Below are 25,670 nucleotides of genomic sequence, written 5' to 3'. Positions count from 1 at the left end.
GCCTAAGGCCCGACTATCGCTTCTTACTTTCTTATTCGAACAAAAAGCCGACAGGCGTGGGCTTGCCGTCATCGTACTTGGCGAGCCATTCCTTCGTGACATCGAAGTAGCGGGTGATGCCCTTATACTCAGCCAGCTCCGGCGGCAGCGTCTGAAGAACGCGATGCATTCTCCGAGCCTTGTTAAGGTCGGTGACGAGTTCGTCCATCTTGATCAGATAGGCGCGGATCGAAAACAGAATTGCGTTGGAGCGCGGCAGACGCCAGAGCGCCTGAAGTTCGACGCGCAAATGCACCTTATCGCCCACGTTCTCCGGCGTGACAGTCGCGCGATCGGGGCCCCATTTGTGATAGTTTTCTGGGCTCGTATCGAGGCGCGGATTGATCGTCATCGTCCAGTTGAGACGACGCACGGGCTTTCCATACTGAAGCGCGAGAAGGAATTTCAGCGCGCGATCGAAAACGCCTGCTTCATGCGCCAGCGGCACGGGCGCATGCCACTCCATGAAGTTCATGCCGACGTCGAAATCCAACGACCAGTCGGCTTGCGCCGTCGCGATGCCCGCATCCATCCAAAGATTGTTGTCGCGCTGATCCGAAAGCGTGAAATCGCCCTGGCACTGGCGTGTGATGTATTCCATCGGTTCGTAAGGCAGCGTCGAAGCATCGCCAAAACGGAACTTGTTCTCGATCCTGAGCGGGCGATTGATCCAGTGCCAATCGTCACCGTTTCTCTCGAGCGAAAAGTGCTCGGGATAGTCGCGCGCTAGGCTGGTCATGATCAGCTCGAGCGTATCCCACTGCGCCAGCATCATGTGCGGCAGCGCTTGGCAGCGCGTCGGATCTTCTTTGAGCACGAGTGCGCGGTCACGCATGTCGGACACGTAGTGCTCATCGACGTCGAACGGAAATTCATACACCGACCCCTTCGGGCCCGGCACATGCGGCTCGATATTCACTGAGTAGCGATACTTGTCTTCCCAATAGGGAAAGGGAAAACGCTTGATCGCCGCCGGGCTGTTGGAAAATGTGAAGTCGTCCCGGAATGTCTCGTCTTTGAAAATCGTATTCATGGCATCATCCTTTATTTTACCGGTGCGTCTCAGAGATCGAGTGTCAGGCTGCCGCCGTCCATTCGAGACACACATGTCGCGATCTTGTTTCCGCAGCTCTTTTCATCGTCCGATAGGTAATGGTCGTTGTGGAGCATCTTTCCGTTCACTTCCAAAACGTTCGTGATGCACTGGCCGCATGCGCCGCCTCTGCAGAGGTAGGGCGCGTCCACGCCGGCCTGCTCCAAGGCTTCCAGAATGCTTTGATGTTCGCCGACGACGATCTCGCGCCCTGACTTTGCAAGCTTGACGACGAATTGCCGTCCCGGCGGGGGCGCAGCGAAGTGCTCGTAATGGACGTTTTCTTTCGGCCAGCCTTGCTCTTTCGCCGTCTTCAGAACCCAGTCGATCATTCCCTGCGGGCCGCAGACATACAGATGCGTACCGAGCGGCTGGTTCTCGAGAATTTGCTCAAGCGGAATGAACTGCCCGAGGTCAGCGCGATAGAGGAAGACACCCGCGTCGTTGGCGTTGAGCAGGCTGCAGTAGGCACCCTCTTCCAGGGAGCGCACGCCGTAGTGCAGTTCGAAATTCGTCTTGTCGTGCTTGAACTGCGCCATCATCGCCATGAACGGCGTAATCCCGATCCCGCCCGCCAACAGGATGTGCTTCCGGCCCGTGCGATCGACCGGAAAAAGATTCACGGGCTCGTTGATTTCGAGCGTCATGCCCTTTGAGACATTCTCATGCATGAACGCCGAACCGCCGCGCGTGTCGTCGACGCGCAGAACGCTGATCTGATAGGTGCTCGTGTCGAGCGGCGAGCTCATCAACGAGTAAGGGTTGCGGAATACGCGGTTCCCGTCGCGCATGGTGACGATCACGTGCGAACCGGCCGAGAAAATCGGCAGCGGCTGCCCGTCAACGGGGACGAATGAAAACCTTTTGATGCGATTGGCGACGCGCTCGAGTTCCTCGACGCGCACACGCCGCGAGGCGTTCGTAGTCATGCAAAATCAACCTTTGTCTCTGGAACTTCGCCCGGCTTCTCGGCGTCGATGCAGACGCCCTGAAATGCTCCAATGCGCCAAGAATAATGATCGCGCACGAGCAGCGTGAGGCCGCAGTGCGTGCAGCGCACCGGATTGGTCGTCACGTTTTCGGTGTAACCCTTGCAGTGCACGCACTGGACGCGACGCTTGAGCGATCCGCGGTGCTCTCGATAGACGGAAGTATAAGAAACACCGTGCCCAATAGCCGTCTTCACGACGGAGCCGATCAGCGGTTCGCGTCCGGCCGCATAGATACGCGTGCCCATTTTTGAAATGGCGAGCACGCTGTCAAAGCGCGCAATCAAAGTTTCGAGCGTCGGAAAGGTCCACAGGTTCCCGACATTCGTTGCCCTCACCTTGTTCGCGACGGCGTCATCCGAAGCCGACTCGCGGTCGAGCATCACGGTCGTTCGAGCAAGAAATTCCGCGCTCGCAGCGCCCGCCAAGTCGACGAATGCGTCGCTTCCTTCGGTGTCGACGATAACGATATTGCTTTTGGCGAATGGGTCCGGCTTCAGTTTCTCGTAAGTCGGCCGACTTTTAAATCCTGGTTGAATCATTTCTCCAAGTGCTCTCCCTTATAAAAATAATGGGATCGCGGCGAAGCTGCAGAACGTAAATTGTTCAGCCTGAAGTTCTTCGCCGCGATCAATATCTTATGCTTCACCCCGCAAGCTGGAAGAACCAGTTAGCGACGAGGACGACGGAAACGCCGGCGAGCAGGACGATGTAGGGCAGGATGCCCGCCTTACGCGCCCGGAGGCTGTCCGTCGTCAGGTTCAGGTCATCGAGCATGTGCTGCGGGAACTGCCCTTTGTCCTGAACGTAGTGGCGGAACCAGAACACCGGAATGATCAGCGCCGCCGCAATCGCAGCCGACGTCAGCGCCAGCGGGTTCCACACCTTCGCACCCGCACCCATCAGCCCGGCATTGACGAATGAGAACAGCACGCCAAGCGCGAGCAACAGCGTCGGCGCCCTGAACGGACGTTCGATATGGCCGTTATCGATACGATGCAGCCAGCCGGAGTTGAGGTTCAGGAAGTTGAAGATGATGTAGCAGCAGTTCGACACTGCCAGGATGAAGAAGAAGCTCGTCGCATCCGCGGCCGCAATCGCAAGCAGGCCGAGATTGAAGATGAGATCCGTCCACATCGCATGCGTCGGTGCGCCGTGGCTGTTGACGTGGTCGAGGAAGCGCGGAAGCCAGCCGTCGACCGAACCCTGGTACAAGGTGCGCGACGAGCCGGCCATCGCCGTCATGATCGACAGCATCAGCGCGAGGATCATCATCATGACCATGATGTTGACCAGGAAGCCCGTGCCGCCAACCATCTTGGCCATCGCTGCCGCGACGCCAGAACCGTCGACGATCGGTGCAGCGAGCATGCCGTCGAGACCGAGAACGCCCTGGAACGTGAACGGCACCAGAGTGTAGAGCAGCAGGCACAAGAGACCGGAATAGAAGATCGCCTTGAACGTGTCGGTCTTGGGATTCTTGAATTCGCTCGTGTAGCAGATGGCCGTCTCAAACGCGTACGTCGACCAGGCCGCGATGAACATGCCGCCGAGCACCAACGTCCAGCCGTTGATGTCCCACGGACCAGTCTCCGCAACAGCCGCCGCCTTCAACGGCGCCAGCGGCGAATAGTTCGACCAGTCGATCTGCCCGGTCAGGATCGGAACGACGCCGACGATCAGCATCGGGATGATCACCAGCAGTCCGATATATTTCTGAACGCTCGCGGTTCCAAGAATGCCGCGATGCTGGATGGCGAAGGTGACGAGCATCAGCACCGCACCGATGAAGAACACGGCGTTGAGCGAGAACGTAACCGGACCGAGGCTTTGAGTGAACAGACTCCATGTGCGGATGGTCGGAGTCAGCGCTGCAACACCGTCGAGCGCCAGCAGGGCGCTGATGGCATCAGCCGATGTCTTGCCGGCGTTGGCCGCGAGCCACTCAACGACGCGCGGGCTATCAGCGGTGAGCGAAGCCGCGTGCGCCTGCACCCAGGCGAGCACTTCCGGCGAATCCGTAGCCGGGATTGGACCGACGGCATTCAGAATGTAGGCCGCGGCGATCGAACAGCCGAGCGATAGCACGGGCGTCCACGCCAGCCAGTTACACCACACCGACAGCGGCGCGATGATCTTCGAATAGCGAACCCATGCCGCCGCGCCATAGATCGACGCACCACCCGACTTGTTCGGAAACAGTCCGGCGATTTCCGCATACGTGAATGACTGGATGAATCCCATCACCATCGAGGCGGCCCAAACGAGGAACGCCACCTTGCCGGTCATGCCCGCGATGCCGCCGATGGAGAACAGCACCAGCGCCGGCACGCCGCTCGCCACCCAAAATGCGCCACGCCAGTCTATCGACCGTACAAGTTCTTTTGGGGCTTGCCCCCCTGAAAAGCTTGCTGCTTCAACTGTCATTATTTCCCTCCCAGGAAACGTGTTCTGCCGCTTTTGCGATGCAGTTATCTTTTGTTTGTTTTTCAACCAATCGTGCCAAATAATGACCAATTTCGACATTTCTTGATTGATGGGTGCGATATTTTCACATATTGCAAAGGAAGCAAGTTAAAATTCGTTTCCGGTGGGGAAATTTTTGGCCTTGCTCAAGCTTTGAGCATGACTAGGAAATACTGTGCATTTGCGAAATAAAGCTTCTGTTTGTTGAATTATAATCGTTTTGGAAACCCTGGTGGTAATTGGTGATTTTTGGTTTGATTTTGTGCGCTTTCCATGCCAGTTTCATAACCAGACGTCGTGACCGATGCGTTTGAGGAGCCGGACATAGTGAATGAGATGAACCGGCCCGATGCTTGGCTTGCCTGCACGCTGGCAGGTCTGCGCGCCGTCGAAGAGGCACGCATCGACGAAGCCGCCTCGTTTTGGCGGGATAGCTGCACCTTCGCCGATCACTTGCCCGACGAAGATCCGCGCCGCGCGGCAGCTCTCAGCAATCTTGGATTGGGCGAACTCATTGCCGGTCGTCGCACGCAAGCGATCGCCGCTCTGAGCGCTGCGCGCACGCAATGGCGAAATGTTGAAGCCTGGGTCCAGCGGATGGACATCCCGTCGACGGCAAGCAGCTCGATGTTTCATTTCCTGCTCGCAGCCAATCACCCCGACGTGCTGACAGGCCTCCGCCGCAAGAAATATCTGACGCTCTGCGCCGGCGCCGCGGCCCTCACGGATTCGATCTACGATCAGGTCTGCGCAGACAGTACCGAACCCGATCACGCTCTACTGCGCACGCAAGCCATCCACGCCGCATTCGGTGAAGACGCAACCGGCACCCGCGTTCTTGTCGATCTTACCGGCGCCTCGTTGCCCGCACGACGCGTGCGCATCGTCAAAAGCACGGAGGCGCAATGGCGATCCGTAGCGAAAAATACAGTCGTCGAAATGCGTCCGCTCATCGACGCCGCCTATCTGACAGTCGGGCTGAAGCCTGACAGCGGCGACGGCGCACACGCACATCGCGACTAGAAAACACAGAAACGCGAACGAACACGGGAGACGAAATGGCCGGGGCAATGTCAAAAGCTATTCCACCTTGGGAGCAGGAGGGCATCGACCCGCCGTTCGCCAAGGAGAAAGTGAAACTCGCCGCACGCCGCATTTTCGAACGCGTCGTTTCGGGCGAGTATTCCTTCGGGTCTCGCCTCGCAGCTGAGCGCAATTTCGCCGACGAGTTCGGCTTGACGCGCTCGACAGTCCGGCAGGCTCTGGAATTTCTCGAAACTTACGGCGTCGTCGTGCGACGCGCCAACAGCGGAACTTACGTCGTCTACAAGCCGCCAGCACCGGCTCCGCAAAGCGCACCCGTCCAGGCGCCGCCGTCGCTGGATTATCTCGACATCAAGCCGATCGTAGAGTCGGCGTCTCCATTCGAGATGGGCGTCGTCTGTTCGCTGCTGGAGCCGGAAATCGTCAGGCTCGGCGCGCTATACATGTCCGTGCGCGACCTGAACGAACTGCGTACACTCCTTGAAGATATCGAGACCGTCGTCGCCGACGCCGCGAAATTCGCGCATCTGGAAAAGCAGTTCCTGATGAAGATTGCGGAAGGCACGCACAACCGGCTGCTGATCACCATGTACCGGATCGTCGGCGAAGTTCGCTGCCAGCCCCACTGGCTTGCAACGCGCATTCAATCGCTGTCCCCGAAGCGGATCAGCGACAGCCGCCAGCGGCTCCGCTCTCTTTTCGAGGCGCTGGAAAGCCGGGACATCGAGGGCGCGATGGAGTTCATGAACCTCATCATCGCCAGCAATCAGCAGGATCTGCTCTATCAGCCCTGATCGCGATCCCGCGCCTAGAGAATATATCGGCTGCCCGCGATTTTCTCTTCGCGCTGATCCCACATGAGCCCCATCTTCCGCATGTGCCGGATCAGCACCTCTTTATGCTTTGACCACCAATCGAGGATGGAGCCGAATTCCACGATCCGCGCCCGTCCGTCCTGAATTCTCACCACCGGCCAATATCCGACGAGCGCGTTGTCGATGCCGAACAGCTCCCTGCCCCACCAGATCGCGTCCCCGAAAACGTTGCGGCTGCGGCCCCCGACCTTCATCATCGCCATGACGGTTGCAGGTTCGAACGAGCGGCATCGTTCGACCGCCGACTTCCAGATATCGAGCACCGACACGTATTGCCACGAGACCGCGCTCCATGTGCCCGGAAACCGCGCGCAGAATTCCTCGTAAAAGCCGTTCGGATTTTCGAAACTGATCTGCTGATCGTTCAGCCTCGGATCGTCGAAATCAGGAAACTGGAAGACAAAGCCTTCCATGAACTCGGCCGACGTCTTGGCGATCAGCTCGACATAGTTATCGCATGTGCACGACAGGATCGGCCCACGGTAACCCTGCCGGAACGCTTCGATCGTCAGCGCGTGAACGAACGGCTCGTAGGCCGTGTCCCAGCATAGAAGGTCCGGCTTCTTCGCAAGCAGTTCCTCAACGAGCGGCTTGAATTCCGAGGTCTCGATCGGAAACAGAAGCTCGGCGACAACATCGATATCGGCGGCTTCGAACGCCGCGCGATACGTAGCGATCGACGGGATGCCGTGCGCGTCGTTCTGCGTGCACATCGCGACGGTCTTGATGTTCGGATGCGTCCGCTTCAGCCAGTCGACGCCGGTTACGTTGTAAATCGGATGAACTTCGCTCGGAGCAATCAGAGTGCGCGAGTCGGGCGTGAGATCACTCGGCAATGCCGTGCTGACGAGAATGCGCCGCTGGTTCAGGAAATCCCTCAACGGCCGCGAGAAGTCGTCGCCGCCGACCATGATGAGAAACTTCACCTCGTCCTCTATGACGAGCTTGCGCGCGCCTTCGAACGCGCGGTCGGGCTGGAACTGGGTGTCATACGGAATGACGTTGATCAGGTAGCGATGATCGCCAATCAGCAATCCGCCGCTCGCGTTGATCCGCTCTTGCCAGATCAGACAGCCATTGAACCCTGGCTCCGCCCAGGACTTCAAAGGGCCGGACAGCGGCGCAAGAAACCCGACATTGACCGTCTTCTTCGTCACGAACTTGCGGCGTGGCATCGCCACCGACAGCGCCGAAATAAGCGGAAAATGCGACTTGGCCATTTCGAACGGGTCTTTCGGACGTAGGGAATGCGGCGGCCATCGAGCCGAACCGGGGCAACAGAAGTTGGTGCGATTTCCGGTTGATTACAAGCCGCTTGATAAGTCAAAGACCGAAGCCGGAAAAGCTGGAGAAATATATGTCCGCTTGCCGGTCGGCCATAGAGTTTCGGCCCGCAGGCGTACCCAAAGCCGTCACGTTGCCTAGAACGCGCGGGTTATCGTCGCGCAGTGGCCCGCAAAGCCCGAACCGGCCTTCGACGTCATAAAGTTGCGCCGCGGATAGGCGAAAAGCGCCCGTCCGACATATTGGCGACCGCCCGGCCTTTCGCAAATTCTTGTTCATGCGCAATGGCGCGAGCTAAAACGCGATCTAGCGGACTCGACCTGGAAAGCTTAGGCTTCCCCGCCTGCCCACGAGGAGAGACCGAATGCCGAACTTTGGATTGTCGCGCCGGGACTCGGTCGACTTGAGCGACGCCCGCCAGGTGAACTGGAAGCGTGGCTTCTTCCGCGTCTGGATGCTGCTCTCGGCCGGCTGGATCATGGGCTGGACCATCTACCTGATGCTCGAAGGCGCGCATGGCAGCTTGAACAGCCGCGGCGACCTGATCGAAGTTCCCATTCTTCTGTTCGCGCCGCCGATCGCGCTTTGGCTGTTCGGCCTCGCAGCGGCATGGGCGATCCGCGGCTTCGACAAAGAGCAGTAGTTTCCCGCGAGCGCCGCTCGCCGGAACATCGTGCATCAATTCAACAGGGAATAGCCGAGGCTGCCTCTCGCAGACGGGCTATTTTGCGTCTTCGGTCGCAGCCTCGGGCGAGAACTCGGCGGCCTTCCCGGCACGGCCGTTCTCTGCATCGGCATCCGGCATCGCTGCTTTCTTCGCGACGATGTTCGGCCATTGATCCGCATGCTTGCGATTGAGGTCGAGCCAATGCGCGGTGGCCTGTGGTTCGGCGTCCGAGAAGATCGCCTCCGCCGGACATTCGGGCACGCACACGCCGCAGTCGATGCACTCGTCAGGATGTATGACGAGCATGTTCTCGCCTTCGTAGAAGCAGTCCACGGGGCACACTTCAACGCAGTCGGTGTATTTGCACTTGATGCAATTCTCTGTGACGACGTAGGTCATGATTTCGGATAAATCGCTCCAATCTTTTGCTCAGCAAGCGATGCAGTCTGAGCCCTGGCATTGAGGTCCGGCGCCAACATATCGCCGCTCCGGACCATCCGATAGAACGTGCCAAGCCTCCACACAATTTGGCCAATCGGCGCGCATCTCCTGCAACCCGCGCTTTTCTTCCATGTTGCGCATGGGTCAAGGCAAAAGATATACATTAAATGTATCAATTCGCCGTGAGCCTATAATTCGACGAGTTTGAAAGTCGTTGGTTTGCGCCGGATCAAGCTACGAGGATGCCATCATGACGCTCGCAACAAGCTCGATCGCGACAGTCGTCGGAGCCGATGATCCGACGATCCAGGCCCTGTTCGCTGACGCCGCTTCGAGATGGCGCGCCGCCGGATTGAACGTCGTCGGGCTTATCGCCGAGACGCACGGGCTCGAAAATCGCGTCTGCCGCGCCGGATACCTTCGCGACGTCGTTTCCGGCAAAGCCTACTCCATCTACGTCGAAACCCCGAGGGCCGAAACCTCCTGCCACCTCGATGCCGACGGCGTCGAAACTGCCTGCGGAGAGCTTCTGAAGCAGATCGCCGATTGCGATATCGTCGTGCTCAGCAAGTTCGGTAAGCTCGAAGCGGAACGCGGCGGTCTGGCCCCCGCATTTGACGCAGCGATCGAGGCCGGAAAGCCCGTTCTGACGACCGTATCGCAGCGCCATCGCAAATCGTGGACGGGCTATACGGCGGACGGCGCCGTTTATCTCTCACCAGAAGAAGCCGCGCTCGATCAATGGCGCGCCAGCGTACAAAAGACCGCGACGAGCCTTTAAACCGCCGCGCCACGATCCCGATCGGCTCTAGTATTTCTTATGCCGGCGCCGTTGCACGCGATCTCGCGTAGGCTGCGACTGTCGTTTGCAGAACGCGCTATCCGTCCCGCTCAAACATCCATACCGTTCGAGAAGCTCGGCGTCGCGCTCGCTCAACGGCCCGCCCGCCCGCGCATTCGCACGCGCATGCTCCAACTCACCCGCCTCCCCTAAGCCGATAGCATGGGCTGGCGCAGAGCACGTTAGCACGCACAATCCAAAGGCGATGAAAACGCTTCGGTGCATGATCTCCTCCTCATAAACCTATCAGTTCGTCGAAACAACGAATCCAGGTCGCTGCGTCGCAAAACTGATATCCGTACCCACACCTGCCGAAACCACCCACCTCAGCAGATCGCTGAAAAATTCAAGTCCTGGCCCAAAGAAAAAGTGTTCCTGTCCTAGTGGAACCCTCGACCATCACCACATGTTGAGGGGTCGGCGCGGTCTCGATGCGCCGGTTGGTGGCCGGCATGATCTGGCCATCCCTACTCCAAGGACAAAGCGACGACCATGAAAGTCGATGGTTACAGTTCCGACGAGTTGAAGAGCTTTCATCGCGTCCTGCAGGCGGCAATGGCGGAGATCAGCGCACGGCGCGCGGACTTCCAGATTGCCGACATGATTGGCCGCCTCTTTGAAGCAGCCGATAAAGGGGAGCGCGATCCGGCAAAACTGAAGGCTGCCGTTCTCGCCCTGACGCAAGTGCGAGCTTTGGCGACATCCAAAAAAACGAAAAACCGAAACCGCTCGATGATCACGATTGCACCGAGGCAGCCCAGCAATCGACCAATGTTGACGGTGTTTCCGCGCGCTCGGCTGTCGACGCAGAAAAGCTGATCTCGCGCGTTCACACGAAACGCGCGATCGCAATCATTCAAAAATTATTGATGCGCCTGTGCAGCCCGGCGCGCGACTTCTTCCTGCGAGACTTCGCCGGCGGCGATCAGCGCATTGAGACAGCGAGGCGACAACCGCTCGCCCGCGGCGCGCATGCATGCGCGAACTTCGGGACTGTCGGAAGCGTACTGACTGCAGAGCGCACGATAGTCGCTTGAGCACGCGAGCTTCACGCGCAAGCTGACGGCATTCGCCTGCGTCGCGAGCCCAGCCGTTGCAAGGACCGCAATCGCACAGCAAGACCACAGATGGGATGTCGCGTTACGCATCATGCTCCTCGCGCCAACATGCTTATTAACATACTGACAATAAATGGTTTATCGAACTCTAACAGGCTTCGCCGATTTAATTAAAGTGCAAACTGTCGCGAGACCGGAAAAACCGCCGGTTTATGATCGTACGCTTGAATGTTTTCAAACTCAGCGGGTCGCGCGATCCAAATTGATCGACTGATCGAGACCTATCGCTTCGTGCAGACCTTTGACGCCGACAAGACTGGCGCCATCCAGGTTGGCCTGAGAAAAATTCGCACCGGAAACATCCGCCCCCGCGAAGTCTGCGCGCGAAAGATCCGCGTCCGTAAAATCGGCGCCGGTCAGATCGGCACCGGTGAACTTCGCGAACCACAAGACGGAGCGCTGCATGTTCGCAGCGTGCAAACGCGCCCCGGAGAAATCGCAGTACTTGAGAATGTTCCGATACGCCGTCGCGAGCGTGCCCTCGCCCGACCGCCATTCGAGCGGCGCGAAATTCGCTTCCGTCATATCGGCGCCTCTGAAATCGGACCCTGACAATTCCGCTTGCACGCGGACCTTCGACAGGTTCGCACCGGAAAATCGCGGAGCATCCGACGTTTTGCTCGAGAGATCCGAGTATATCGTCGGCCGCAGGATCGTCGCGCCTGTGAGATTTGCGCCCGAGAGATTGGAGCGGATCAACACGGACCGGTCGAGCCTCGTATGCGACAGATCCACGCCCGACAGATTGGCATCCGTGAAATCGGTGCCATAGAAATCGGAACGCGCCAGGTTGGCGCCTTTAAAATCGAGGTCCGCAAGATCGAGATAGACCAGGAACTTTCCTGAAAGATTCGGTCGTTCGCCGGGCTTCGCTTTATGCAGCAAGGCCGTGATCGTGTAAGCGGTGACTTCCGCGTGCATTGGCACCGGTCCGGTTGCCGGCTCGGCAGACGCGCCGACGAACCCTGCAGCAGCAGCGAACAATGCTGCGATCACAACGGTTTGGCGCAATCGGCGACGCATCCCAGGACCTCACCCGCTCACGGCATCATGCCCGAGTCGAAAGCGAAGAATATTCGTTCTGGCTAAAATGGGAATGCTGCGGAAGCACTTAAGAGGCTCGCCGCCGGCACGCCGAAAATAGGTCGAGCGCCGGATCATAAACGCGTGTTTTTACGTCCATCATCCCGAGCACGGACGAAAACAGGTTATCGTGGCTGACGCGCTGCGAAGAGCGCTGGACGAGACAGCCGGCGTCGATACCCGCCCCCTCCCGCATGGACGGCGAAAGCCAGACAACCATGGGCACATGAATTTGCGCCTCCGGAGCGAGCGCATAAGGCATCCCGTGAAGATACATATTGTGCTCGCCGAGGCTTTCGCCGTGATCTGAAACGTACAGCATTCCGGCGTCGACGCCGTGACTTTCCGCGGTCGACAGAACGCCGATCAGACGCGCCAGAACATGATCCGTATAAGGGATCGTGTTGTCGTAGGCGTTGATGATATGCGCCGTCTCGCAGTCACTGAACTGAACGACTTTGCACGCCGGTTTGAACACCTCGAACTTCTCCGGGTACCGCTTCCAGTACGCCGGGCCGTGGCTGCCCATCATATGCAGCACGATGACGGTATCGCGCTGCATGTTCGCGATGCGCTGATCGAGACCATCGACGAGCACGTCGTCGAAATTTTCTGTGCTTGGATAGAACGTCGGAGCGGCGTGCCCGGTCAGCGTTTCAGTCTGAACGCGATCGCAAACGCCTTTGCAACCGGCTTGATTTTCCCGCCAGATAACGTCGATGTCCGCGCGCTTCAGAATATCAAGGAGATTATCGCGCGATGCCGCCTTCGCATTCGAAAAGGCCGCCTTTCCGAAGCCGGAGAACATGCACGGCACCGATTGCGCCGTATCCGTCCCGCAGGAATACACCTGCGAATAGTTGATGAGACCCTCGACCTTCGACAGCATGGGATTGGTCGGCTTGCTGTAACCATTGAGCGAGAAATGATCCCAGCGCGCCGTTTCTCCGACCACGACGACGAAAAGCGATTTGCGTCCTCGCGACTGCGCAGTCGCGGCCCGATGCGCATCTTCCCCATAAGGTGCGATGACCTGGGCTTGCGTGACGGTGCGCTTTCTCAGGTATTTCGACGTCGCCGCGATATAATTCAACGGCGTCAGCGTCAGCTTCAAATCGCTCTGCTCGCGGAAAATGGAGAGAAAGCTGCCCCAGACCGGGAAAATCGCGAGCACCAGCATCACGGCCGCGAGCGCCGCATACCGTGCCTTGCCCAGCGCTTCGGCCTTGAACGTCTGCGCTGTCCAAGGGATCGCCGCGAACAGCACCGCAGGCAGCACGCCAAGGATCGCAACCCAGGCTACGAGATTCAATGACATCAGATCGCGCGCTTCACGCGTGTCCGTCTCGAATATGTTTCGCACCATGTCGCTATCGATGACGATGCCGTATTCCGTCATGAAATAGCTGGCCGCAGCGGTCACCGGCAGCACGATCAAGACGATGGCGCGAATGACCGGCTTATACGAAATGGCGAGTAGGATCAGATAAAGCGCGGCGACCGCCGCCACCAGCGTTGCGACGACAAAATGCCAATCGCCGAAATTATGCGGCGCGGCCGCAATCAGCAATTTCCGCCAGAACGCATAATTGAGCGCCACCGCGATATAAATCGCGAGCAGAAGAATTAGGATTTCAGGACGGCGAGGTTTGAACACGGTCGATCCTGGCGTTCACCGGAAAACGGCATGAGACGAATTGGCTATGCGGAGGAATTCGGACGCAGCATCAACGTCAACGCGACGGCCGCGTCAAGCGGCGACGTGTCGGTCAGATACGCCAATCAGCCTCTCCAGCGTCAACTCGGTCGATCGGTCTAGTCTGCCGTCGACGCGGCGGGGCCGAAAATGCGACTGGAATGCCTTGAGAACATGGCTCGTGCGGTCGTCGAGAATTCCGGTCTGCTCGACACGATATCCATAAAGCGCGAGCAGTTCCTGCGCGGCGGCAACCCGGCTCCCCGACGCGCCGATGTCGAGCCCAGGATCGTCGGCATGCACCGACGAGGGCCGCACCCAAAGGCCGAGGCCCTGACGCGCCAGAAGCGCCCAATTGAACTTCTCACCCGGATCGATCTTACGCCCCGGCGCGACATCCGAATGCGCGAGAACCGCGTCCGTCGCCATCCGATGCCGCTGCGCAATGTCCTTACCCAGCGCGATCACCGCTTGCATCTGAGCCGCTGGAAAATCCGGATACCCATGCTGGTGTCCAGGATTTTGAATCTCGATGCCGATCGAATGCGAGTTGATGTCGGTCTCGCCGCGCCAGAACGAAGCCCCGGCGTGCCAGGCGCGCAAGCTTTCCGGCACGAGCTGCGTGATGCGTCCATCTTCATCGATGACATAGTGACACGAGACGTTGCTCTCCGCGCGCGCCAGCCAGTCGATGGCCTTCGCCGCCGACGACATTCCGGTGTAATGCAGAATGAGCAGCGACGGCCGGACGCCACCGCGTCGCGGCTCGTGGTTTTCCGCAACGCGCACCGAACCGACGAGAGGACTATCGGCTGCGAACGTCACGGACTGGATTCCAGCGCGCGTTCGGCGCGCAATCCGCGTTCGGAGAGAATTTCTTCATAAGCGGCCGTGATCGCTGCAAGCCTGCGCTCGGCGCCGGCGAGAAATTCCGGCGGAACGCCTTTCGCGACCAGCGCATCCGGATGATGGCTCTTCACGAGATCGCGGTACCGCGCCTTGATGTCTTTGTCGGACGCCGCGGGCGAAACGCTCAAGACCTCGTAGGGACTGTCCGCATCGACGACGAACCCGCGACGAACGCAGCGATACTCGCGCTGCGACAGTCCAAGAATTTCCGAAACGTGCGCGAGATAGCGGTCTTCATCGGGATGCAGCACCCCGTCGGCGCTCGCGACATGGAACAGACACTCGAGCACCGAAATCTTGAGGTCCTGCTGATCCTCGAGCAGACGCGCGACCTGTGCCGCATACGCCTCGTAACCGGCGACGTCCTGGCTTGCGAGCTGGTACAGGCGGCGGACGTGCGCACGCTCGGTATCGGGCACGGAAAACTGCCGTTCGAAAGCTTGCGCTTCAACCGGCAGCGAGACGCCGTCGGCTTTGCTCATCTTCGCGGCAAGGGCGACAACGGCAATCGTAAACGCGACGCGCGATTGCGCCGGCGAACGTGCGCCATCGATGCCGAGCGATCCCTTGAACGCTTCGAGCGCCGAGCGCAGCCCACCGCCATAAGTGGCAGCCACCGCATTTTTCAGAAATTGCCACGCCATCGTCCGGCCACCCGTCGTCAGCCCTGAACGGCTTCCTCAGCCGCCGAACGGAAGCATAAGGGACGTCGAAAAAGACTTCCCCTAAATTTACTGCAACAAAAGCGGAAAGCCGGAAATATCTGGTATGCCGCAGAGCCGGGGCGGAAAGCCTCCGGCCGTAGGTTCGCCGGCTCGCAGGCTTTAGGACCCAGCGCGCCGCGAATTCAGGAACGCCTTGAAATCGGCCGCATCCGCCGCCTGCCGAAGCTTCGCGAGAAACGCCCGGAATTCCTGCGCTTCTGAGTCGAGCTTGGTCATCGTCGCGCGCCGATAATCTTCGAACGCCGCGTTGTCGAGATCGCGCGGGGGGGCCGGACTGTCAAACCGCCGGTTCTGATAAGACCAATAGGCACGCCGCACGCCGGAACCCAGCGCCCGAACCAACACGCCAAAGAGCCCCGTACCGAACAGTATGAGCCCCGCGAACGCCGCGATCGCGACGAAGAACATCAGCCTCATCACGATCGAGCCGACGAAAAACAGGATCATCGCCAACACGACAAACGGCACGACGAACAGCAATGGGAAGAAAAACAGCGGCATCGAACGTCTCCCACACGCCAACGATTGAGGCGAACGAATGAGGCGACCGAGAGGCCGCCTCACACATCGTATACGATCAAACACTGCCTTCGGTTGCGGCGGGGCGATCGCGACGCTCGCTCATGAACTGATCGAATTCCGACTTGTCCTTGGCCTGACGCAGGCGCTCCAGGAACGAGCGGAACTCGCGCTCTTCTTCCTCGAGACGCTTCAGCGTCGACTCGCGGTAGTCGTCGAACGCTTTATTGCCGCTTGAATACGCGCCGCGTGCGAAGTTCCGCATCTCGCCTTCGACGCGGTCTTTCGCCCGGCCGAACCGTTCCACGAACCGGTTGTCCCATCGTCCGCGTCCGCCGTGCCATCCACAGTTCATGCGTCCACTCCAAAGCATATAGGCCAAGATGGTGAGCCCAATCGGCCAGAAAAGAACGAACCCCAGGACCATCGCGACAAGCCACGCCGGCCTGCCGAAATCGTCAAGAGTCTGAACCACTTGCGCCATCGCCACCCTCTCCTCGTTTAGGGATGTAAATGTATTTTACATTCACATAGGTGGGAGAGCAAGGGGCGGTTTCAAGGGAGGGGGCGGGGAAATTTTTCACATCACAATACAGGCGTCCCCCGCTTTTGATCGCTAGCGGGTAACCATTCAGATCATTCGACAATGCGCTTTCCATTCTCCATGGCGAACCTCGGCGCCGCGGAAAACCTAGGGTTTCGGATTTGGCCCTTCCAATAGCCGGATCAGGTAAATTAGAATTGGACGCTCAATGCCATTCTTGTCGGTCCGATAGACTACTTTGATATCGGCCCAAGCTGTATTGCACTCCCACAGATCCCCGGGTGGAATATCCGGATAGAGTTGCATTTTAATACGCAGATCGGAAACAGTAGGAACTATGCAGGCCCAGCCAGCATCTCCTTTATCTCGGTCTTTAGCGTGAAATTCAATGCGAACACCGTTTAAGTCGCTGTACCTATCACCTTCTTGAAGCTTATCGATATCAATCTGATAAGGAATTTGCGCAATCGTTGGTGGGTCTATTTGCCGGTCACCAATTAAAATTGGGCCGTTTTGTTGAACTCTGCTCGGCCTAAAGAATTTGACCGCAGCTTTTGCAAGTTCTTTGCGCTTTCTCGGTTTAGCGAACTGATGCTCGAGATTCTTGCGAATATGTGCTTCACTTCGTTGAGAGTGAATCGCCAACTCGGCAATTACAAAATCCAATTGCTCGCGTAGAATTTTTGAGCCTGCATTATCTATTACCCTCTTATATAAATAATCTCCTCCGTAAAAAAGTAACATCATTACGCATATAGTGATCAGAGTGTTATAGTGTTCCGGGGGCAAAACGCCGAACCAATCATGAAGTGCGGCGGGCACCTCGCGCTTCAAGTCGTCTTGGAATGCCACTACTAGGGCAAGAAAAAAATATTCTTTGAGGCTGCCAGTTGATATGGTTTGAACGCGAATAGAAGCGTGTTCGACCGTCAGGCCATCGAACAGGGTATTCAGGAATTCTCCGAGCTCATATACCAGTCTTTGATTGGCCTGGAGGGTGCCGATTACATCTTCAATTGCAACTGTGTCTGGCACTTCATATTCGACGCGATGCGGAAATAAGAGTTCCACGTATCCCCCCAGGGCAACTTATTTTTTTCTTGAGCATATCTGACGTCGTCGAATAATTACAACCTATAAAAGAGATTGACGCACTTGCTGCGAAATGCCGACGTTTTACTAACACCTCAACCCTTCCTCACCCCCAACCCATCCAGATAAATCAGCACCGCCGCGTCGAGCAGGTCTTCGGGGCTCATCGGGATCGGGCGCCGCGCCTCGTCGCCGCGCGCGAAGAGTGACGCGATGCCGTGCGCCTCGGCCCAGATGTGCAGCGCCATCATCATGACCGGCGGACGCTTGCCCTCGGGCATCGTCGCGATCAGCGCCGCGCACGCATCGCGCAGCACGTTGAACGCCCGGTCGCCCGCGACGTGCAGATCCGGAAACGCCTGGAACGACAGTCCCGATTCAAACATCGCCGAGTACTGCGCCGGCTCCGCCCGCGCGAACGCGATGTAAGCGTGCCCCACTCGCTCGAACGCCTTGAACGGATCAGGCGTCCCCTTCGCCCAGGCCTGCGAGAGTTTCGCTGCGAAAAGCTCAAACGCGCGGCGCGCCACGTCCGCCATCAGGGAATCGCGATCGCGATAATGCCGGTAGGGCGCCGCCGGACTGACGCCCGCTGCGCGCGCAGCCTCCGCAAACGTGAATCCTGCCGGGCCCTTCGCGGCAATCAGCTCCAGCGCCGCCTTCATCAAGGCTTCGCGCAGGTTGCCATGATGATAGCCGCGTCGCGCTCCGGGCGGCGGATCTTGATCCCAGGTCATATGGCGCTTCTAGAGCGCTTCCGGAAAAGTGGGAACCGGTTTTCCGGTAAGAAGCACGATCGACAAAAGGCTGGAGCCTTTCTGCGGCTCCACCAAAATCGGAAAGCTCCAGCGGGTTTGCGCCGCCTCGCACACGCACCGGCGCTTACTCGGGCGTCACTTGCAGATGCGCATCAGGCCGTCACGTCCGTGGCGAGCGAGATCGAGATGGAAATGGTCGGCGTGCAGCCGGTTGTAGTTCGGACTGAGCACCGTCGTGAAATACTCGCACGACCCCTGGTGCACACGCCGCAGAAACGCCTGCTCGCGCTCCGAGCCGTTCCAGTCGCGAAGCACGCTGATCGTATCGCCGTTCGCCAGTTTGAACCCGCCAACATCGAGAGCGTTGGCGTAAGCGTGCTCCGAAATCTGCGCGCCATCGACACTGTTCATCGGCCTGCAGGAATACGACGCGAGAATTTTCAGCCCCGCGAGCTCCTGGCGAAAATAATAGCGCGCCGCCGGTTCGACGACGTTCTTCACCCAGCTGTCGATCTGCGGGATCATCGGACAGCGCAGTGATGCCGAAGGCTCGAGCATCACCCGGCCGCTATCGGCCGCCAGCATTTCGAAGGGAGTTTCCGCGCCGCAGACGCTCGGACCGCCAAGCGCCGAACGGGCGCGCACGAACGCCGACTGGCGGACGACGCCGGACGCAAGGCAAGCGCGTTCTTCGGGCGAGCGCCATGGATCGTCTTTGACGACGAAATTCGTCCCCGATGTGCCGCAGCCCGACAAGAGCGCGGGTCCGGACAACAACAGGACGATCAGCGGAGCAAAGACGCAGATACGACGCAAGACCATGACGCGCCAAGTAAACGGAGGTAAGGTTAATCGAGAGTAAAGAAGCGCCCGCCCAACGCATAAAATCCCCTATTTTTCAGGCTGATTTTGGCCGTCGCGGAGTCAAAGCGGAGGCAGACAGGCAAATCAGCGCCTCGCAGCGAAGCTGTGGCCGTCAAGGCATCGGCTGCGAATTGCGCAAGTTATCCACAGCCAAATCGATCCCGACACATGCCTGAAATCCCGCCGTCATCGAGCCCCGCTATTGGGCATTTGCTCCCGTAGGCGCTGCCGGCCGGACATGTCCTGCGTACCAGCTCGGAATGCGCTGATTTCATAGTCTTCGATCGGATTTGTACCGCGTACCGATCCGAAGATGTGTGACGGAGAGCACGGCTGGAAATACCGCGAGACAGCCCGCGTCTCGCGGACATGTGCCCTGACGCCCGATGTCTGGCCTAACCGCTTTCCCTCAGGCGCAGGCTCGGGCAACGGCCGTCGGGGCAATTATTTTTCGCCCGCCGCGGCGCCGCTTTCGAGAGATTTGCGGCCTTCGAAAAACGCCAGAACTTCAGCCTTGAACATCCGGTCGCCGACGGCGCGGTTATGGTCTTTCCCAGGCATCGTGATCGCCCGCGCACCGGGAATGAGCTTGGCGAGTTCGTACGCCGATCCGCCGATGACGTCGGCTTCCCCGACCGCCACGAGAACCGGCGCTGAAATGGATGCCGCCATCTCCGCCGTGATCGGCGCCCGCGCCGAGCGAATGCACGCCGCAAGCGCTTTGAGATCGCTTTTCGTCTGCTCGGCGAAGGCGCGAAACGTCCGCGCGGTGGGATTTGTCACATCGTTGATGCTCTCCGCCTCGAGCGCCCGCGCGATCGGCCCCGTTCCGGCCATGCCGCGTACCATGTTGATGCCGAGCCCGCCGAAAACGACATGATCGACGCGCTCGGGATGCGCCAGCGCCAGGAATGCGGCAATGCGCGCGCCCATGGAATACCCGATGACGTGCGCGCGCTTGATGCCGAGATGGTCGAGCAGCCGCTTGGCATCCTCGGCCATCAGCGGCGCACCGTAATCGGTCAATTCATGAAGCTTCTGACTGTGCCCATGACCGCGGTTGTCGAACGCGACGACCCGGTATCCGGCCTTACGGAGAAAATCGACCCAGCCCGTCCCGCCCCAGTTCGTCTCGACGTTCGACGCAAAACCGTGGATCAACAGCACCGGCGGTTTTTCCGTGCCGTCGCCAGGACCGCTACCGCTACCCGTATCGAGGTAGGCGATCTCCACGCCCGCGCTGTCGAACTGCTTCATGCCGTCGCTGCCCACTCTCTCTAAGGATGAGGTATCTCCCCTACCATCATCGGCGCCCAGAAGGTATGGTGCCGCCGCAAATCTCCAATTCGCTAAAGGGCGTCGCATGGCCGGAGCACTGATCCCTCATTTCGCAAACGACGTCGGCGCCGAGCGCATTTTCGTCGGCGTCAAGGAATTCAACTGCATGGGCGCGCGCGCGCCGTTCGACCATCCGCACATCTACCTCGACATGGGACAGGACAACCAAATCCTCTGCCCGTACTGCTCGACGCTCTACATCTACGATCCGCGCCTCAAGGCCGACGAGAGCGATCCGAAGAACAGCCTCGTCTCCGACGCCGCCTGATCGTCTAATGAACCGCGCACCGCACATCCGGCACTACGTCTGATGAGCGCGAATGATTTCCGTGTCGCAATCGCAGGCGGCGGCATCGGCGGCATGGCGACCGCGCTCGCACTCGCCAATCACGGGATCGCTTCGGAAGTCTATGAACGCCGAGAAGCGTTTCCCGAAGAAGGCGCGGGCATTCAAATCGGCCCCAACGGCACGCGCATTCTGCAACGCCTCGGCGTCGCGGAGTTTCTGCAAGCTCACGCCGCGACGCCAGATGTCCTGAGCGTTCGAGACGGCAAGACCGGCCGCGAACTGACTCGTCTGCCGCTCGGAACCTGGATCGCGGAGCGGCACGGCGCTCCTTATTGGACGGCGCACCGGCGCGATCTGCACGTCGCGCTGCGCGCACGCGCCGAAGCAAATCCGCTGATCGATCTTCGCACCGGTATCGAAATCGCTTCGTTCGTCACCGAGCCTGACGGCATCACGGCAACCGGCACGCGCGGAGAAACGCTGAAAGCTTCGGCACTCGTCTGCGCCGATGGGCTTTGGTCGAACCTTCGCAATAAAATCGCACCGGGAGCCTCTCCACAGCCTGCTGGCAAAGTCGCGTTTCGCTGCGTTATCCCGGCCGGCGATCTCGCGCCCGAATTCACACCGAACGCCGTGCACATCTGGCTCGCGCCCGGCGCTCATGTCGTCCACTATCCGGTGAATGCCGGACGCGACATCGCCCTCGTCGTGATCGCCGACGACACGATGCGCGAGCGCGGATGGGATACATCGGCTTCGGCCGCAACGGTGCACGAGAAAGTTCGCGACTACGCGCCGCCGCTGCAAGCCCTCATCGCCACAGCCAACGATTGGCGATGCTGGTCGCTCTACCGGATGCCACCACTCGAACGCTTGTCAACCGGCCGCGCGACACTACTCGGAGATGCCGCGCATCCCGTACTGCCGTTCCTGGCGCAAGGCGCGGTGCTGGCGCTCGAAGACGCGATAACGCTGGCCGCGGCTCTCACAGACCGGCGAAGCGACGTCGAAGCATCGCTGCAGAATTACGAGCAGGCCCGCCGTCCGCGCGCGCGCCGCGTCGTGGAAGCATCACAAAGAAACGGCCGCATCTATCACATGGCTGGCGCCACCGCGCTGGCGCGCAACACGACGATGCGCCTCGCGCCGCCCGCGCGCGTCATGGCGGGCTTCGATTGGCTCTACGGCTGGAGGCTCTGAGCATGCCGCTCCGCCTCGCATCGTTTCTCTCCCCGCGTTCCGATCTCGTGACGCTCGGCGCACAAGCCGTCGTCGTGAACGAAGCCTCCGAGGTTTTGCTGATCCGTCACGGCTATCGCCCCGGCTGGCATTTCCCAGGCGGCGGCATCGAGCACGGCGAAACCATCGACCGCGCGTTGAGTCGTGAATTGCTCGAAGAGACAGGCGTGACGATCACGCAGCCGGCTCGCCTTTTCGGCATCTACACGAACTTTGCCGTCTTTCCCGGCGATCATGTCGTGCTCTTCATCGTCGAGCATTGGCGCCAGGATGAAATCCCCGCAGCCAATGCCGAAATCGCGGAGCAACGATTTTTCGCACTCGACAATCTCCCGGCGACGACCGGCGCGGCCACCAAGCGCCGCTTGAACGAAATCTTTTCCGGCTCCGAGCGCGCGAGCGCATGGTAAGTCTCCCGCACCGCTTGAACGAAGACGGCTTCCTTGCCGGGCGCAAGCTCGGATAGACCACTCGAGATCGAACAGGGCATATGGACATCTTCAACGGCATGATCGGCAGTTTCCTGGTCGCCTTGCCGGCGCTGTTTTCGATCGTCAATCCGATCGGCGGCGCGTTGATCTACAGTCAGGTGACCATCGGACGACTGCATGCCGAACGCATAACGCTCGCATATCGCGTCGCCGTCTACTCCGCCATCGTCATGCTGGTGTCGCTGCTCATCGGCGCATCCTTGATGAGCTTCTTCGGCGTCAGCATCGAAGCGCTGCGCGTCGCGGGCGGCCTCGTCGTCGCGGCGAGCGCCTGGGGCATGCTCTATGATCCCAAGGAAAACGAAGACCGCAAACAGGATCACGCGGCGTCGGCAGCGGGCGAAAGCGACATTGCGTTCTTTCCGTTGACGATGCCGTTCACCACGGGCCCAGGCACGATCTCCGTCGCGATCGCGTTGAGCGCCAGCCGCCCCTCGACGACGGAAGCCCTATTGCCATTCTACACGGGCACATCGGCAGCCGCGATCGTCGTCTCGCTCGCCGTTGCCATCTGCTACGCGTCCGCCGATCGCCTCGTGGCGCTGCTCGGCCCCGCCCGCGCACGCATCCTCACGCGCCTGTCGGCGTTCCTGCTGCTCTGCATCGGCATCCAGATCCTGATCTCAGGCGTGCAGGGCGCAATTGCAACGACACTCGCCCGCGCGCACTAAGCCGTGCTTCCCCGGTTGAGCGAAATCACCTAGTTTGCAGCCGACAGCAGGGAGTGGAAATGCGATGGGATTAATTATTGCAGTCGCCGTCCTCATTTATCTCGCAAGCGCGATCCGCATCCTGCGGCAGTACGAGCGGGGCGTCGTCTTCATGCTCGGCAAATTCGCGGGCGTTCGCGGACCCGGCCTGACGCTGATTTTCAATCCGTTCCAGACGATGCAGCGCGTCTCTCTCCGCACGGTGACGATGGAGATCCCGTCGCAGAAAATCATCACCAAGGACAACGTCTCGATCGATATCGCAGCCGTCGCTTATTACAACGTCAGCGATCCCGAAAAATCCGTCATCGCGATCGAGAACGTCTACGAGGCCATCAACCAGATCAGCCAGACGACCGTGCGCAAGGTCGTCGGCCGCTTTTCACTCGACCAGCTTCTGGCTCAGACCGTCGACGTCAACGAGCAGATCAAGAACGTGATCGACGAGCACACCGAGCCCTGGGGCGCGCAGGTGACGGCCGTCGAGATCAAGGACATCGTCCTTCCCGACAACATGCAGCGTGCAATGGCGAAGGAAGCCGAAGCCGAGCGCGAGCGGCGCGCCAAAATCGTCGGAGCCGAAGGTGAGTTCCAGGCCGCAATGCGTCTCGGCGAGGCCGCCGACATCATCGCCGCACATCCGGTCGCCTTACAGCTCCGTACCCTGCAAACGATGTCCGAGATTGCGACCGAGAAGAACTCGACGATCTTCTTCCCGGCCCAGTTCATGACGACCGTGCAGGAAGCGATCGCGACGCTGAAAAGGGATTCGGAAAAAGGCTAACGGCCGCTCATCAGCGGCCGCCAGTTCCGGTGATCACCACCAGTTGAAAAAGTTCGGCTTGCGATACCGGCGATCGTAACGATCATAACGGTCGTACCGGCCATAACGTCCGTCGTCGTAGTAATCGTAGGGATCGTCGCGCACGTAGGCCGGAGCCGTCTTGCGCGGCCGCTTCTTGAGAGCGCCTTGCGGCTCGGTGCTGATCACGACGACGAAGTCCGTCGCTTTGCCCGTCTCGACACTCAGCGGCTCATCGGACACGATGACCGAGGAACCCGGCCAGACGTAACCCGAAATCCGCGACGCCACCTCCGGCGGAATAGTAATGCGATCGAGCGCCGCCGAAGCCTGATCGGCATCGGTCGCAGGCGCGCTGAAGTTCAGATTGGCGACGCGCCGCTTTTTGAAAGATGACGTATCGGCTTCTTCGGCCGAGCGGCGCGCAATCGAAACGACCTGCCAGCGCAGATCCTTCGCCTGTTCCGTATAATCGACGGCAGTGATCACATGCGTGCCGATCGGTTCGTCCGGATTGGCGATCGTAATCGGCGCATCGAATACCGGCTCATTCGCCTGGCGAACGTAAAGCCGCTGCGTCTTGCGGCTGATGAAGATCGAAACCGGATAGATCTTCCACTTTGCAGCCTGCATCACCGCGACCGCAGCCTTCTTGACGTCGTCGACCTTCGTCCACTCCGCCGTTGCGGCCGCGAGATCCTTCTCCGTTGCCTCGACCGCGGCCTTCGCGGCATCGAACTTGTCGTTCACGACTTTCGCCGCGGCATCGACCTTGGCTTTTTGATCCTGAGCGCGCGCCTTCGCTTTATCGGATTTCGCGTCAAGGAGCGTCTTGTCGGCCCGCGCAACCTTTGCGTCGGAAGCTTTCTTGCTGGTCTCCGCACGCTTCAACTGCTTCAGGGCCTTGGCATGGACGGCTTTCTTCTCGTCCATGACATTCTTCGGTTCCTCCGTCAGCGATGTCGCCGTCTGAGCCAGCAGGCTCTTCTCCGATGCGACAACCTTGAGCGCCTGCATTTGTGCGGCGCGGGCGGGCCACTTCGAAACGTCGGGCTCGAAGACGTTCAGGTCTTCCTGATCGTTCGCGTCTCTTTCATACGTCGCGGGTACCGCCACAGCCTTCTCGTCCGCCGGAACAGGCTTGGGAAGCAACGGATGCGAAATGTCGGCAGGAGCCGCATCGTCATATGAGACGACCACGCGCAAACCCAACCGCGTCAGAGGAAACAGGCTTTGCGCAAATTCATACGGCATGCGCACACAACCGTGCGACGCCGGATATCCCGGCAATGCACCGGCATGCAGCGCAATGCCCGACCACGTCAGCCGCTGCATGAACGGCATCGAGGCGTCATCGTAAATGTTCGAATAATGCTCTTCGTTTTTCTGCAGGATGCTGAACACGCCAACCGGCGTTTCATAGCTGGTCTGACCCGACGATATCGGCGCGCGCATCGCGTCACCGTTTGCGTCATAGACCGAGATGCGCTGATTCTTGATCGAGACCACCGCCACGACCGGCCGACCGGAAAGTTGCTGCTGCGTCACCTGCTGCGGCTCTTCCGCGTCGCGAACGCGATTGCGTGCATCCGCTCCGTCGGCAATGCCCAAGGCGGCAGCCAGAACGAAAGTTGAAATCGCGGAATTTCTGACGCGCACCAGCGCCGACACGCTCGACATGTGTTGCCCTACCGAAGACAGGCAGGAAGGCCGCTCACGCGTCCCATCCCCCGTCAAACTTAAACGTTCACACC

At 59.5% G+C, this 25,670-nt stretch carries 28 protein-coding genes; 10 read left to right on the top strand and 18 right to left on the bottom strand.

The window, feature by feature from the left end:
* Positions 1-31: 31 nt before the first annotated feature.
* From HYPGJ_RS02910 to HYPGJ_RS02895, 4 genes are all read right to left on the bottom strand, one after another.
* Positions 32-1,072, bottom strand: a complete 1,041-nt coding sequence (locus HYPGJ_RS02910; protein WP_013214130.1) for a DUF3445 domain-containing protein — start codon at positions 1,070-1,072, stop codon at positions 32-34.
* 29 nt (positions 1,073-1,101) lie between these two features.
* A complete protein-coding gene (locus HYPGJ_RS02905) occupies positions 1,102-2,061 on the bottom strand; it encodes a PDR/VanB family oxidoreductase (protein WP_046845740.1) in 960 nt (319 codons plus the stop codon).
* Complete coding sequence (locus HYPGJ_RS02900) at positions 2,058-2,663, bottom strand: dimethylamine monooxygenase subunit DmmA family protein (RefSeq protein ID WP_046845739.1); 606 nt, start codon at positions 2,661-2,663, stop codon at positions 2,058-2,060. Before HYPGJ_RS02900 ends, HYPGJ_RS02905 begins: the two co-directional genes overlap by 4 nt.
* A 103-nt stretch (positions 2,664-2,766) precedes the next feature.
* Positions 2,767-4,548, bottom strand: a complete 1,782-nt coding sequence (locus HYPGJ_RS02895; RefSeq protein WP_046845852.1) for an APC family permease — start codon at positions 4,546-4,548, stop codon at positions 2,767-2,769.
* Between the two features lie 375 nt (positions 4,549-4,923).
* On the opposite strand from HYPGJ_RS02895, the gene HYPGJ_RS02890 reads away from it, so the two are divergent.
* Both HYPGJ_RS02890 and HYPGJ_RS02885 read left to right on the top strand, forming a co-directional pair.
* Positions 4,924-5,610, top strand: a complete 687-nt coding sequence (locus tag HYPGJ_RS02890; RefSeq protein WP_244465993.1) for a hypothetical protein — start codon at positions 4,924-4,926, stop codon at positions 5,608-5,610.
* A gap of 35 nt (positions 5,611-5,645) precedes the next feature.
* Positions 5,646-6,425 carry an FCD domain-containing protein gene (locus tag HYPGJ_RS02885; protein WP_046845738.1) on the top strand — a complete coding sequence of 260 codons (780 nt, stop codon included), beginning with the start codon at positions 5,646-5,648 and terminating at the stop codon, positions 6,423-6,425.
* 14 nt (positions 6,426-6,439) lie between these two features.
* On the opposite strand, the gene HYPGJ_RS02880 is transcribed toward HYPGJ_RS02885, so the two are convergent.
* Entirely contained in the window at positions 6,440-7,726 is a 1,287-nt protein-coding gene (locus HYPGJ_RS02880; protein ID WP_046845737.1) for an ABC transporter substrate-binding protein, read from the bottom strand.
* Between the two features lie 428 nt (positions 7,727-8,154).
* On the opposite strand from HYPGJ_RS02880, the gene HYPGJ_RS02875 reads away from it, so the two are divergent.
* A complete protein-coding gene (locus HYPGJ_RS02875; protein ID WP_046845736.1) occupies positions 8,155-8,433 on the top strand; it encodes a hypothetical protein in 279 nt (92 codons plus the stop codon).
* A 78-nt stretch (positions 8,434-8,511) separates the two neighbouring features.
* Here the strand turns inward: HYPGJ_RS02875 and fdxA are convergent, their stop codons facing one another.
* Positions 8,512-8,856: a ferredoxin FdxA gene (fdxA, locus tag HYPGJ_RS02870; RefSeq protein WP_013214122.1), complete on the bottom strand. Its 345-nt coding sequence runs from the start codon at positions 8,854-8,856 to the stop codon at positions 8,512-8,514.
* A 292-nt stretch (positions 8,857-9,148) separates the two neighbouring features.
* Between fdxA and HYPGJ_RS02865 the strand changes: the two genes are divergently transcribed.
* Together HYPGJ_RS02865 and HYPGJ_RS02860 are read left to right on the top strand one after the other, a co-directional pair.
* The gene (locus HYPGJ_RS02865) at positions 9,149-9,679 is read left to right on the top strand and encodes a DUF2478 domain-containing protein (protein ID WP_046845850.1); all 531 of its coding nucleotides are present in this window, start codon (positions 9,149-9,151) and stop codon (positions 9,677-9,679) included.
* A 552-nt stretch (positions 9,680-10,231) separates the two neighbouring features.
* Positions 10,232-10,558 (top strand): hypothetical protein, encoded by a 327-nt coding sequence (locus HYPGJ_RS02860; protein ID WP_052750771.1) that lies wholly within the window; start codon positions 10,232-10,234, stop codon positions 10,556-10,558.
* 44 nt (positions 10,559-10,602) lie between these two features.
* Here the strand turns inward: HYPGJ_RS02860 and HYPGJ_RS02855 are convergent, their stop codons facing one another.
* From HYPGJ_RS02855 to HYPGJ_RS02805, 11 genes are all read right to left on the bottom strand, one after another.
* The gene (locus HYPGJ_RS02855) at positions 10,603-10,887 is read right to left on the bottom strand and encodes a hypothetical protein (RefSeq protein WP_046845848.1); all 285 of its coding nucleotides are present in this window, start codon (positions 10,885-10,887) and stop codon (positions 10,603-10,605) included.
* A gap of 150 nt (positions 10,888-11,037) precedes the next feature.
* Positions 11,038-11,880 carry a pentapeptide repeat-containing protein gene (locus HYPGJ_RS02850; RefSeq protein WP_046845735.1) on the bottom strand — a complete coding sequence of 281 codons (843 nt, stop codon included), beginning with the start codon at positions 11,878-11,880 and terminating at the stop codon, positions 11,038-11,040.
* Between the two features lie 88 nt (positions 11,881-11,968).
* Positions 11,969-13,597 carry a phosphoethanolamine--lipid A transferase gene (locus tag HYPGJ_RS02845; RefSeq protein ID WP_046845734.1) on the bottom strand — a complete coding sequence of 543 codons (1,629 nt, stop codon included), beginning with the start codon at positions 13,595-13,597 and terminating at the stop codon, positions 11,969-11,971.
* Positions 13,598-13,690: 93 nt separating this feature from the next.
* A complete protein-coding gene (locus HYPGJ_RS02840) occupies positions 13,691-14,461 on the bottom strand; it encodes an N-acetylmuramoyl-L-alanine amidase (RefSeq protein ID WP_046845733.1) in 771 nt (256 codons plus the stop codon).
* Positions 14,458-15,189, bottom strand: a complete 732-nt coding sequence (locus HYPGJ_RS02835) for a DnaJ family molecular chaperone (RefSeq protein WP_013214114.1) — start codon at positions 15,187-15,189, stop codon at positions 14,458-14,460. The genes HYPGJ_RS02840 and HYPGJ_RS02835 overlap by 4 nt, the downstream gene beginning before the upstream one ends.
* A 180-nt stretch (positions 15,190-15,369) precedes the next feature.
* Positions 15,370-15,771 (bottom strand): DUF2852 domain-containing protein, encoded by a 402-nt coding sequence (locus HYPGJ_RS02830; protein ID WP_046845732.1) that lies wholly within the window; start codon positions 15,769-15,771, stop codon positions 15,370-15,372.
* 76 nt (positions 15,772-15,847) lie between these two features.
* Positions 15,848-16,273 (bottom strand): DUF2852 domain-containing protein, encoded by a 426-nt coding sequence (locus HYPGJ_RS02825; RefSeq protein WP_013214112.1) that lies wholly within the window; start codon positions 16,271-16,273, stop codon positions 15,848-15,850.
* Positions 16,274-16,480: 207 nt separating this feature from the next.
* Entirely contained in the window at positions 16,481-17,404 is a 924-nt protein-coding gene (locus tag HYPGJ_RS02820) for a hypothetical protein (RefSeq protein WP_143440475.1), read from the bottom strand.
* Positions 17,405-17,520: 116 nt separating this feature from the next.
* Entirely contained in the window at positions 17,521-18,162 is a 642-nt protein-coding gene (locus HYPGJ_RS02815; protein WP_046845730.1) for a TetR/AcrR family transcriptional regulator, read from the bottom strand.
* Between the two features lie 156 nt (positions 18,163-18,318).
* Positions 18,319-19,005, bottom strand: coding sequence for an extensin family protein (locus tag HYPGJ_RS02810; protein ID WP_052750770.1), 687 nt, complete (start codon positions 19,003-19,005; stop codon positions 18,319-18,321).
* A gap of 486 nt (positions 19,006-19,491) precedes the next feature.
* Positions 19,492-20,304 (bottom strand): alpha/beta hydrolase, encoded by an 813-nt coding sequence (locus HYPGJ_RS02805; protein WP_046845846.1) that lies wholly within the window; start codon positions 20,302-20,304, stop codon positions 19,492-19,494.
* 106 nt (positions 20,305-20,410) lie between these two features.
* On the opposite strand from HYPGJ_RS02805, the gene HYPGJ_RS02800 reads away from it, so the two are divergent.
* The 5 genes from HYPGJ_RS02800 to HYPGJ_RS02780 all read left to right on the top strand — a co-directional run bounded on the left by HYPGJ_RS02800 (position 20,411) and on the right by HYPGJ_RS02780 (position 23,898).
* Positions 20,411-20,653 carry a zinc-finger domain-containing protein gene (locus HYPGJ_RS02800; protein WP_013214108.1) on the top strand — a complete coding sequence of 81 codons (243 nt, stop codon included), beginning with the start codon at positions 20,411-20,413 and terminating at the stop codon, positions 20,651-20,653.
* Between the two features lie 42 nt (positions 20,654-20,695).
* On the top strand, positions 20,696-21,874 hold the full coding sequence (locus tag HYPGJ_RS02795; protein WP_046845729.1) for an FAD-dependent monooxygenase: 1,179 nt from the start codon (positions 20,696-20,698) through the stop codon (positions 21,872-21,874).
* A gap of 2 nt (positions 21,875-21,876) precedes the next feature.
* The gene (locus tag HYPGJ_RS02790; RefSeq protein ID WP_046845728.1) at positions 21,877-22,323 is read left to right on the top strand and encodes an NUDIX domain-containing protein; all 447 of its coding nucleotides are present in this window, start codon (positions 21,877-21,879) and stop codon (positions 22,321-22,323) included.
* Between the two features lie 80 nt (positions 22,324-22,403).
* Positions 22,404-23,075, top strand: coding sequence for a MarC family protein (locus tag HYPGJ_RS02785; protein WP_046845727.1), 672 nt, complete (start codon positions 22,404-22,406; stop codon positions 23,073-23,075).
* Between the two features lie 64 nt (positions 23,076-23,139).
* Entirely contained in the window at positions 23,140-23,898 is a 759-nt protein-coding gene (locus tag HYPGJ_RS02780; RefSeq protein WP_046845726.1) for an SPFH domain-containing protein, read from the top strand.
* Between the two features lie 33 nt (positions 23,899-23,931).
* Here the strand turns inward: HYPGJ_RS02780 and HYPGJ_RS02775 are convergent, their stop codons facing one another.
* Entirely contained in the window at positions 23,932-25,596 is a 1,665-nt protein-coding gene (locus HYPGJ_RS02775) for a L,D-transpeptidase (RefSeq protein ID WP_046845725.1), read from the bottom strand.
* Between the last annotated feature and the right edge of the window lie 74 nt (positions 25,597-25,670).

The sequence above is a fragment of the Hyphomicrobium sp. GJ21 genome, from assembly GCF_001006785.1.
Taxonomy (GTDB): domain Bacteria; phylum Pseudomonadota; class Alphaproteobacteria; order Rhizobiales; family Hyphomicrobiaceae; genus Hyphomicrobium_B.
This window is presented reverse-complemented; position numbering and strand designations above follow the sequence as displayed.

Excerpts from the sequence above, each read along its gene's own strand:
- HYPGJ_RS02875 (WP_046845736.1), top strand. The coding sequence starts at position 8,155 with ATGCCGAACTTTGGATTGTCGCGCCGGGACTCGGTCGACTTGAGCGAC.
- HYPGJ_RS02835 (WP_013214114.1), bottom strand. The coding sequence starts at position 15,189 with ATGGCGTGGCAATTTCTGAAAAATGCGGTGGCTGCCACTTATGGCGGT.
- HYPGJ_RS02825 (WP_013214112.1), bottom strand. The coding sequence starts at position 16,273 with ATGGCGCAAGTGGTTCAGACTCTTGACGATTTCGGCAGGCCGGCGTGG.
- HYPGJ_RS02895 (WP_046845852.1), bottom strand. The coding sequence starts at position 4,548 with ATGACAGTTGAAGCAGCAAGCTTTTCAGGGGGGCAAGCCCCAAAAGAA.
- HYPGJ_RS02775 (WP_046845725.1), bottom strand. The coding sequence starts at position 25,596 with ATGTCGAGCGTGTCGGCGCTGGTGCGCGTCAGAAATTCCGCGATTTCA.
- HYPGJ_RS02890 (WP_244465993.1), top strand. The coding sequence starts at position 4,924 with ATGAACCGGCCCGATGCTTGGCTTGCCTGCACGCTGGCAGGTCTGCGC.
- HYPGJ_RS02885 (WP_046845738.1), top strand. The coding sequence starts at position 5,646 with ATGGCCGGGGCAATGTCAAAAGCTATTCCACCTTGGGAGCAGGAGGGC.
- HYPGJ_RS02850 (WP_046845735.1), bottom strand. The coding sequence starts at position 11,880 with ATGCGTCGCCGATTGCGCCAAACCGTTGTGATCGCAGCATTGTTCGCT.
- HYPGJ_RS02865 (WP_046845850.1), top strand. The coding sequence starts at position 9,149 with ATGACGCTCGCAACAAGCTCGATCGCGACAGTCGTCGGAGCCGATGAT.
- HYPGJ_RS02900 (WP_046845739.1), bottom strand. The coding sequence starts at position 2,663 with ATGATTCAACCAGGATTTAAAAGTCGGCCGACTTACGAGAAACTGAAG.
- fdxA (WP_013214122.1), bottom strand. The coding sequence starts at position 8,856 with ATGACCTACGTCGTCACAGAGAATTGCATCAAGTGCAAATACACCGAC.
- HYPGJ_RS02790 (WP_046845728.1), top strand. The coding sequence starts at position 21,877 with ATGCCGCTCCGCCTCGCATCGTTTCTCTCCCCGCGTTCCGATCTCGTG.
- HYPGJ_RS02800 (WP_013214108.1), top strand. The coding sequence starts at position 20,411 with ATGGCCGGAGCACTGATCCCTCATTTCGCAAACGACGTCGGCGCCGAG.
- HYPGJ_RS02855 (WP_046845848.1), bottom strand. The coding sequence starts at position 10,887 with ATGCGTAACGCGACATCCCATCTGTGGTCTTGCTGTGCGATTGCGGTC.
- HYPGJ_RS02910 (WP_013214130.1), bottom strand. The coding sequence starts at position 1,072 with ATGAATACGATTTTCAAAGACGAGACATTCCGGGACGACTTCACATTT.
- HYPGJ_RS02880 (WP_046845737.1), bottom strand. The coding sequence starts at position 7,726 with ATGGCCAAGTCGCATTTTCCGCTTATTTCGGCGCTGTCGGTGGCGATG.
- HYPGJ_RS02795 (WP_046845729.1), top strand. The coding sequence starts at position 20,696 with ATGAGCGCGAATGATTTCCGTGTCGCAATCGCAGGCGGCGGCATCGGC.
- HYPGJ_RS02830 (WP_046845732.1), bottom strand. The coding sequence starts at position 15,771 with ATGCCGCTGTTTTTCTTCCCATTGCTGTTCGTCGTGCCGTTTGTCGTG.
- HYPGJ_RS02860 (WP_052750771.1), top strand. The coding sequence starts at position 10,232 with ATGAAAGTCGATGGTTACAGTTCCGACGAGTTGAAGAGCTTTCATCGC.
- HYPGJ_RS02785 (WP_046845727.1), top strand. The coding sequence starts at position 22,404 with ATGGACATCTTCAACGGCATGATCGGCAGTTTCCTGGTCGCCTTGCCG.
- HYPGJ_RS02905 (WP_046845740.1), bottom strand. The coding sequence starts at position 2,061 with ATGACTACGAACGCCTCGCGGCGTGTGCGCGTCGAGGAACTCGAGCGC.
- HYPGJ_RS02780 (WP_046845726.1), top strand. The coding sequence starts at position 23,140 with ATGGGATTAATTATTGCAGTCGCCGTCCTCATTTATCTCGCAAGCGCG.
- HYPGJ_RS02805 (WP_046845846.1), bottom strand. The coding sequence starts at position 20,304 with ATGAAGCAGTTCGACAGCGCGGGCGTGGAGATCGCCTACCTCGATACG.
- HYPGJ_RS02815 (WP_046845730.1), bottom strand. The coding sequence starts at position 18,162 with ATGACCTGGGATCAAGATCCGCCGCCCGGAGCGCGACGCGGCTATCAT.
- HYPGJ_RS02810 (WP_052750770.1), bottom strand. The coding sequence starts at position 19,005 with ATGGTCTTGCGTCGTATCTGCGTCTTTGCTCCGCTGATCGTCCTGTTG.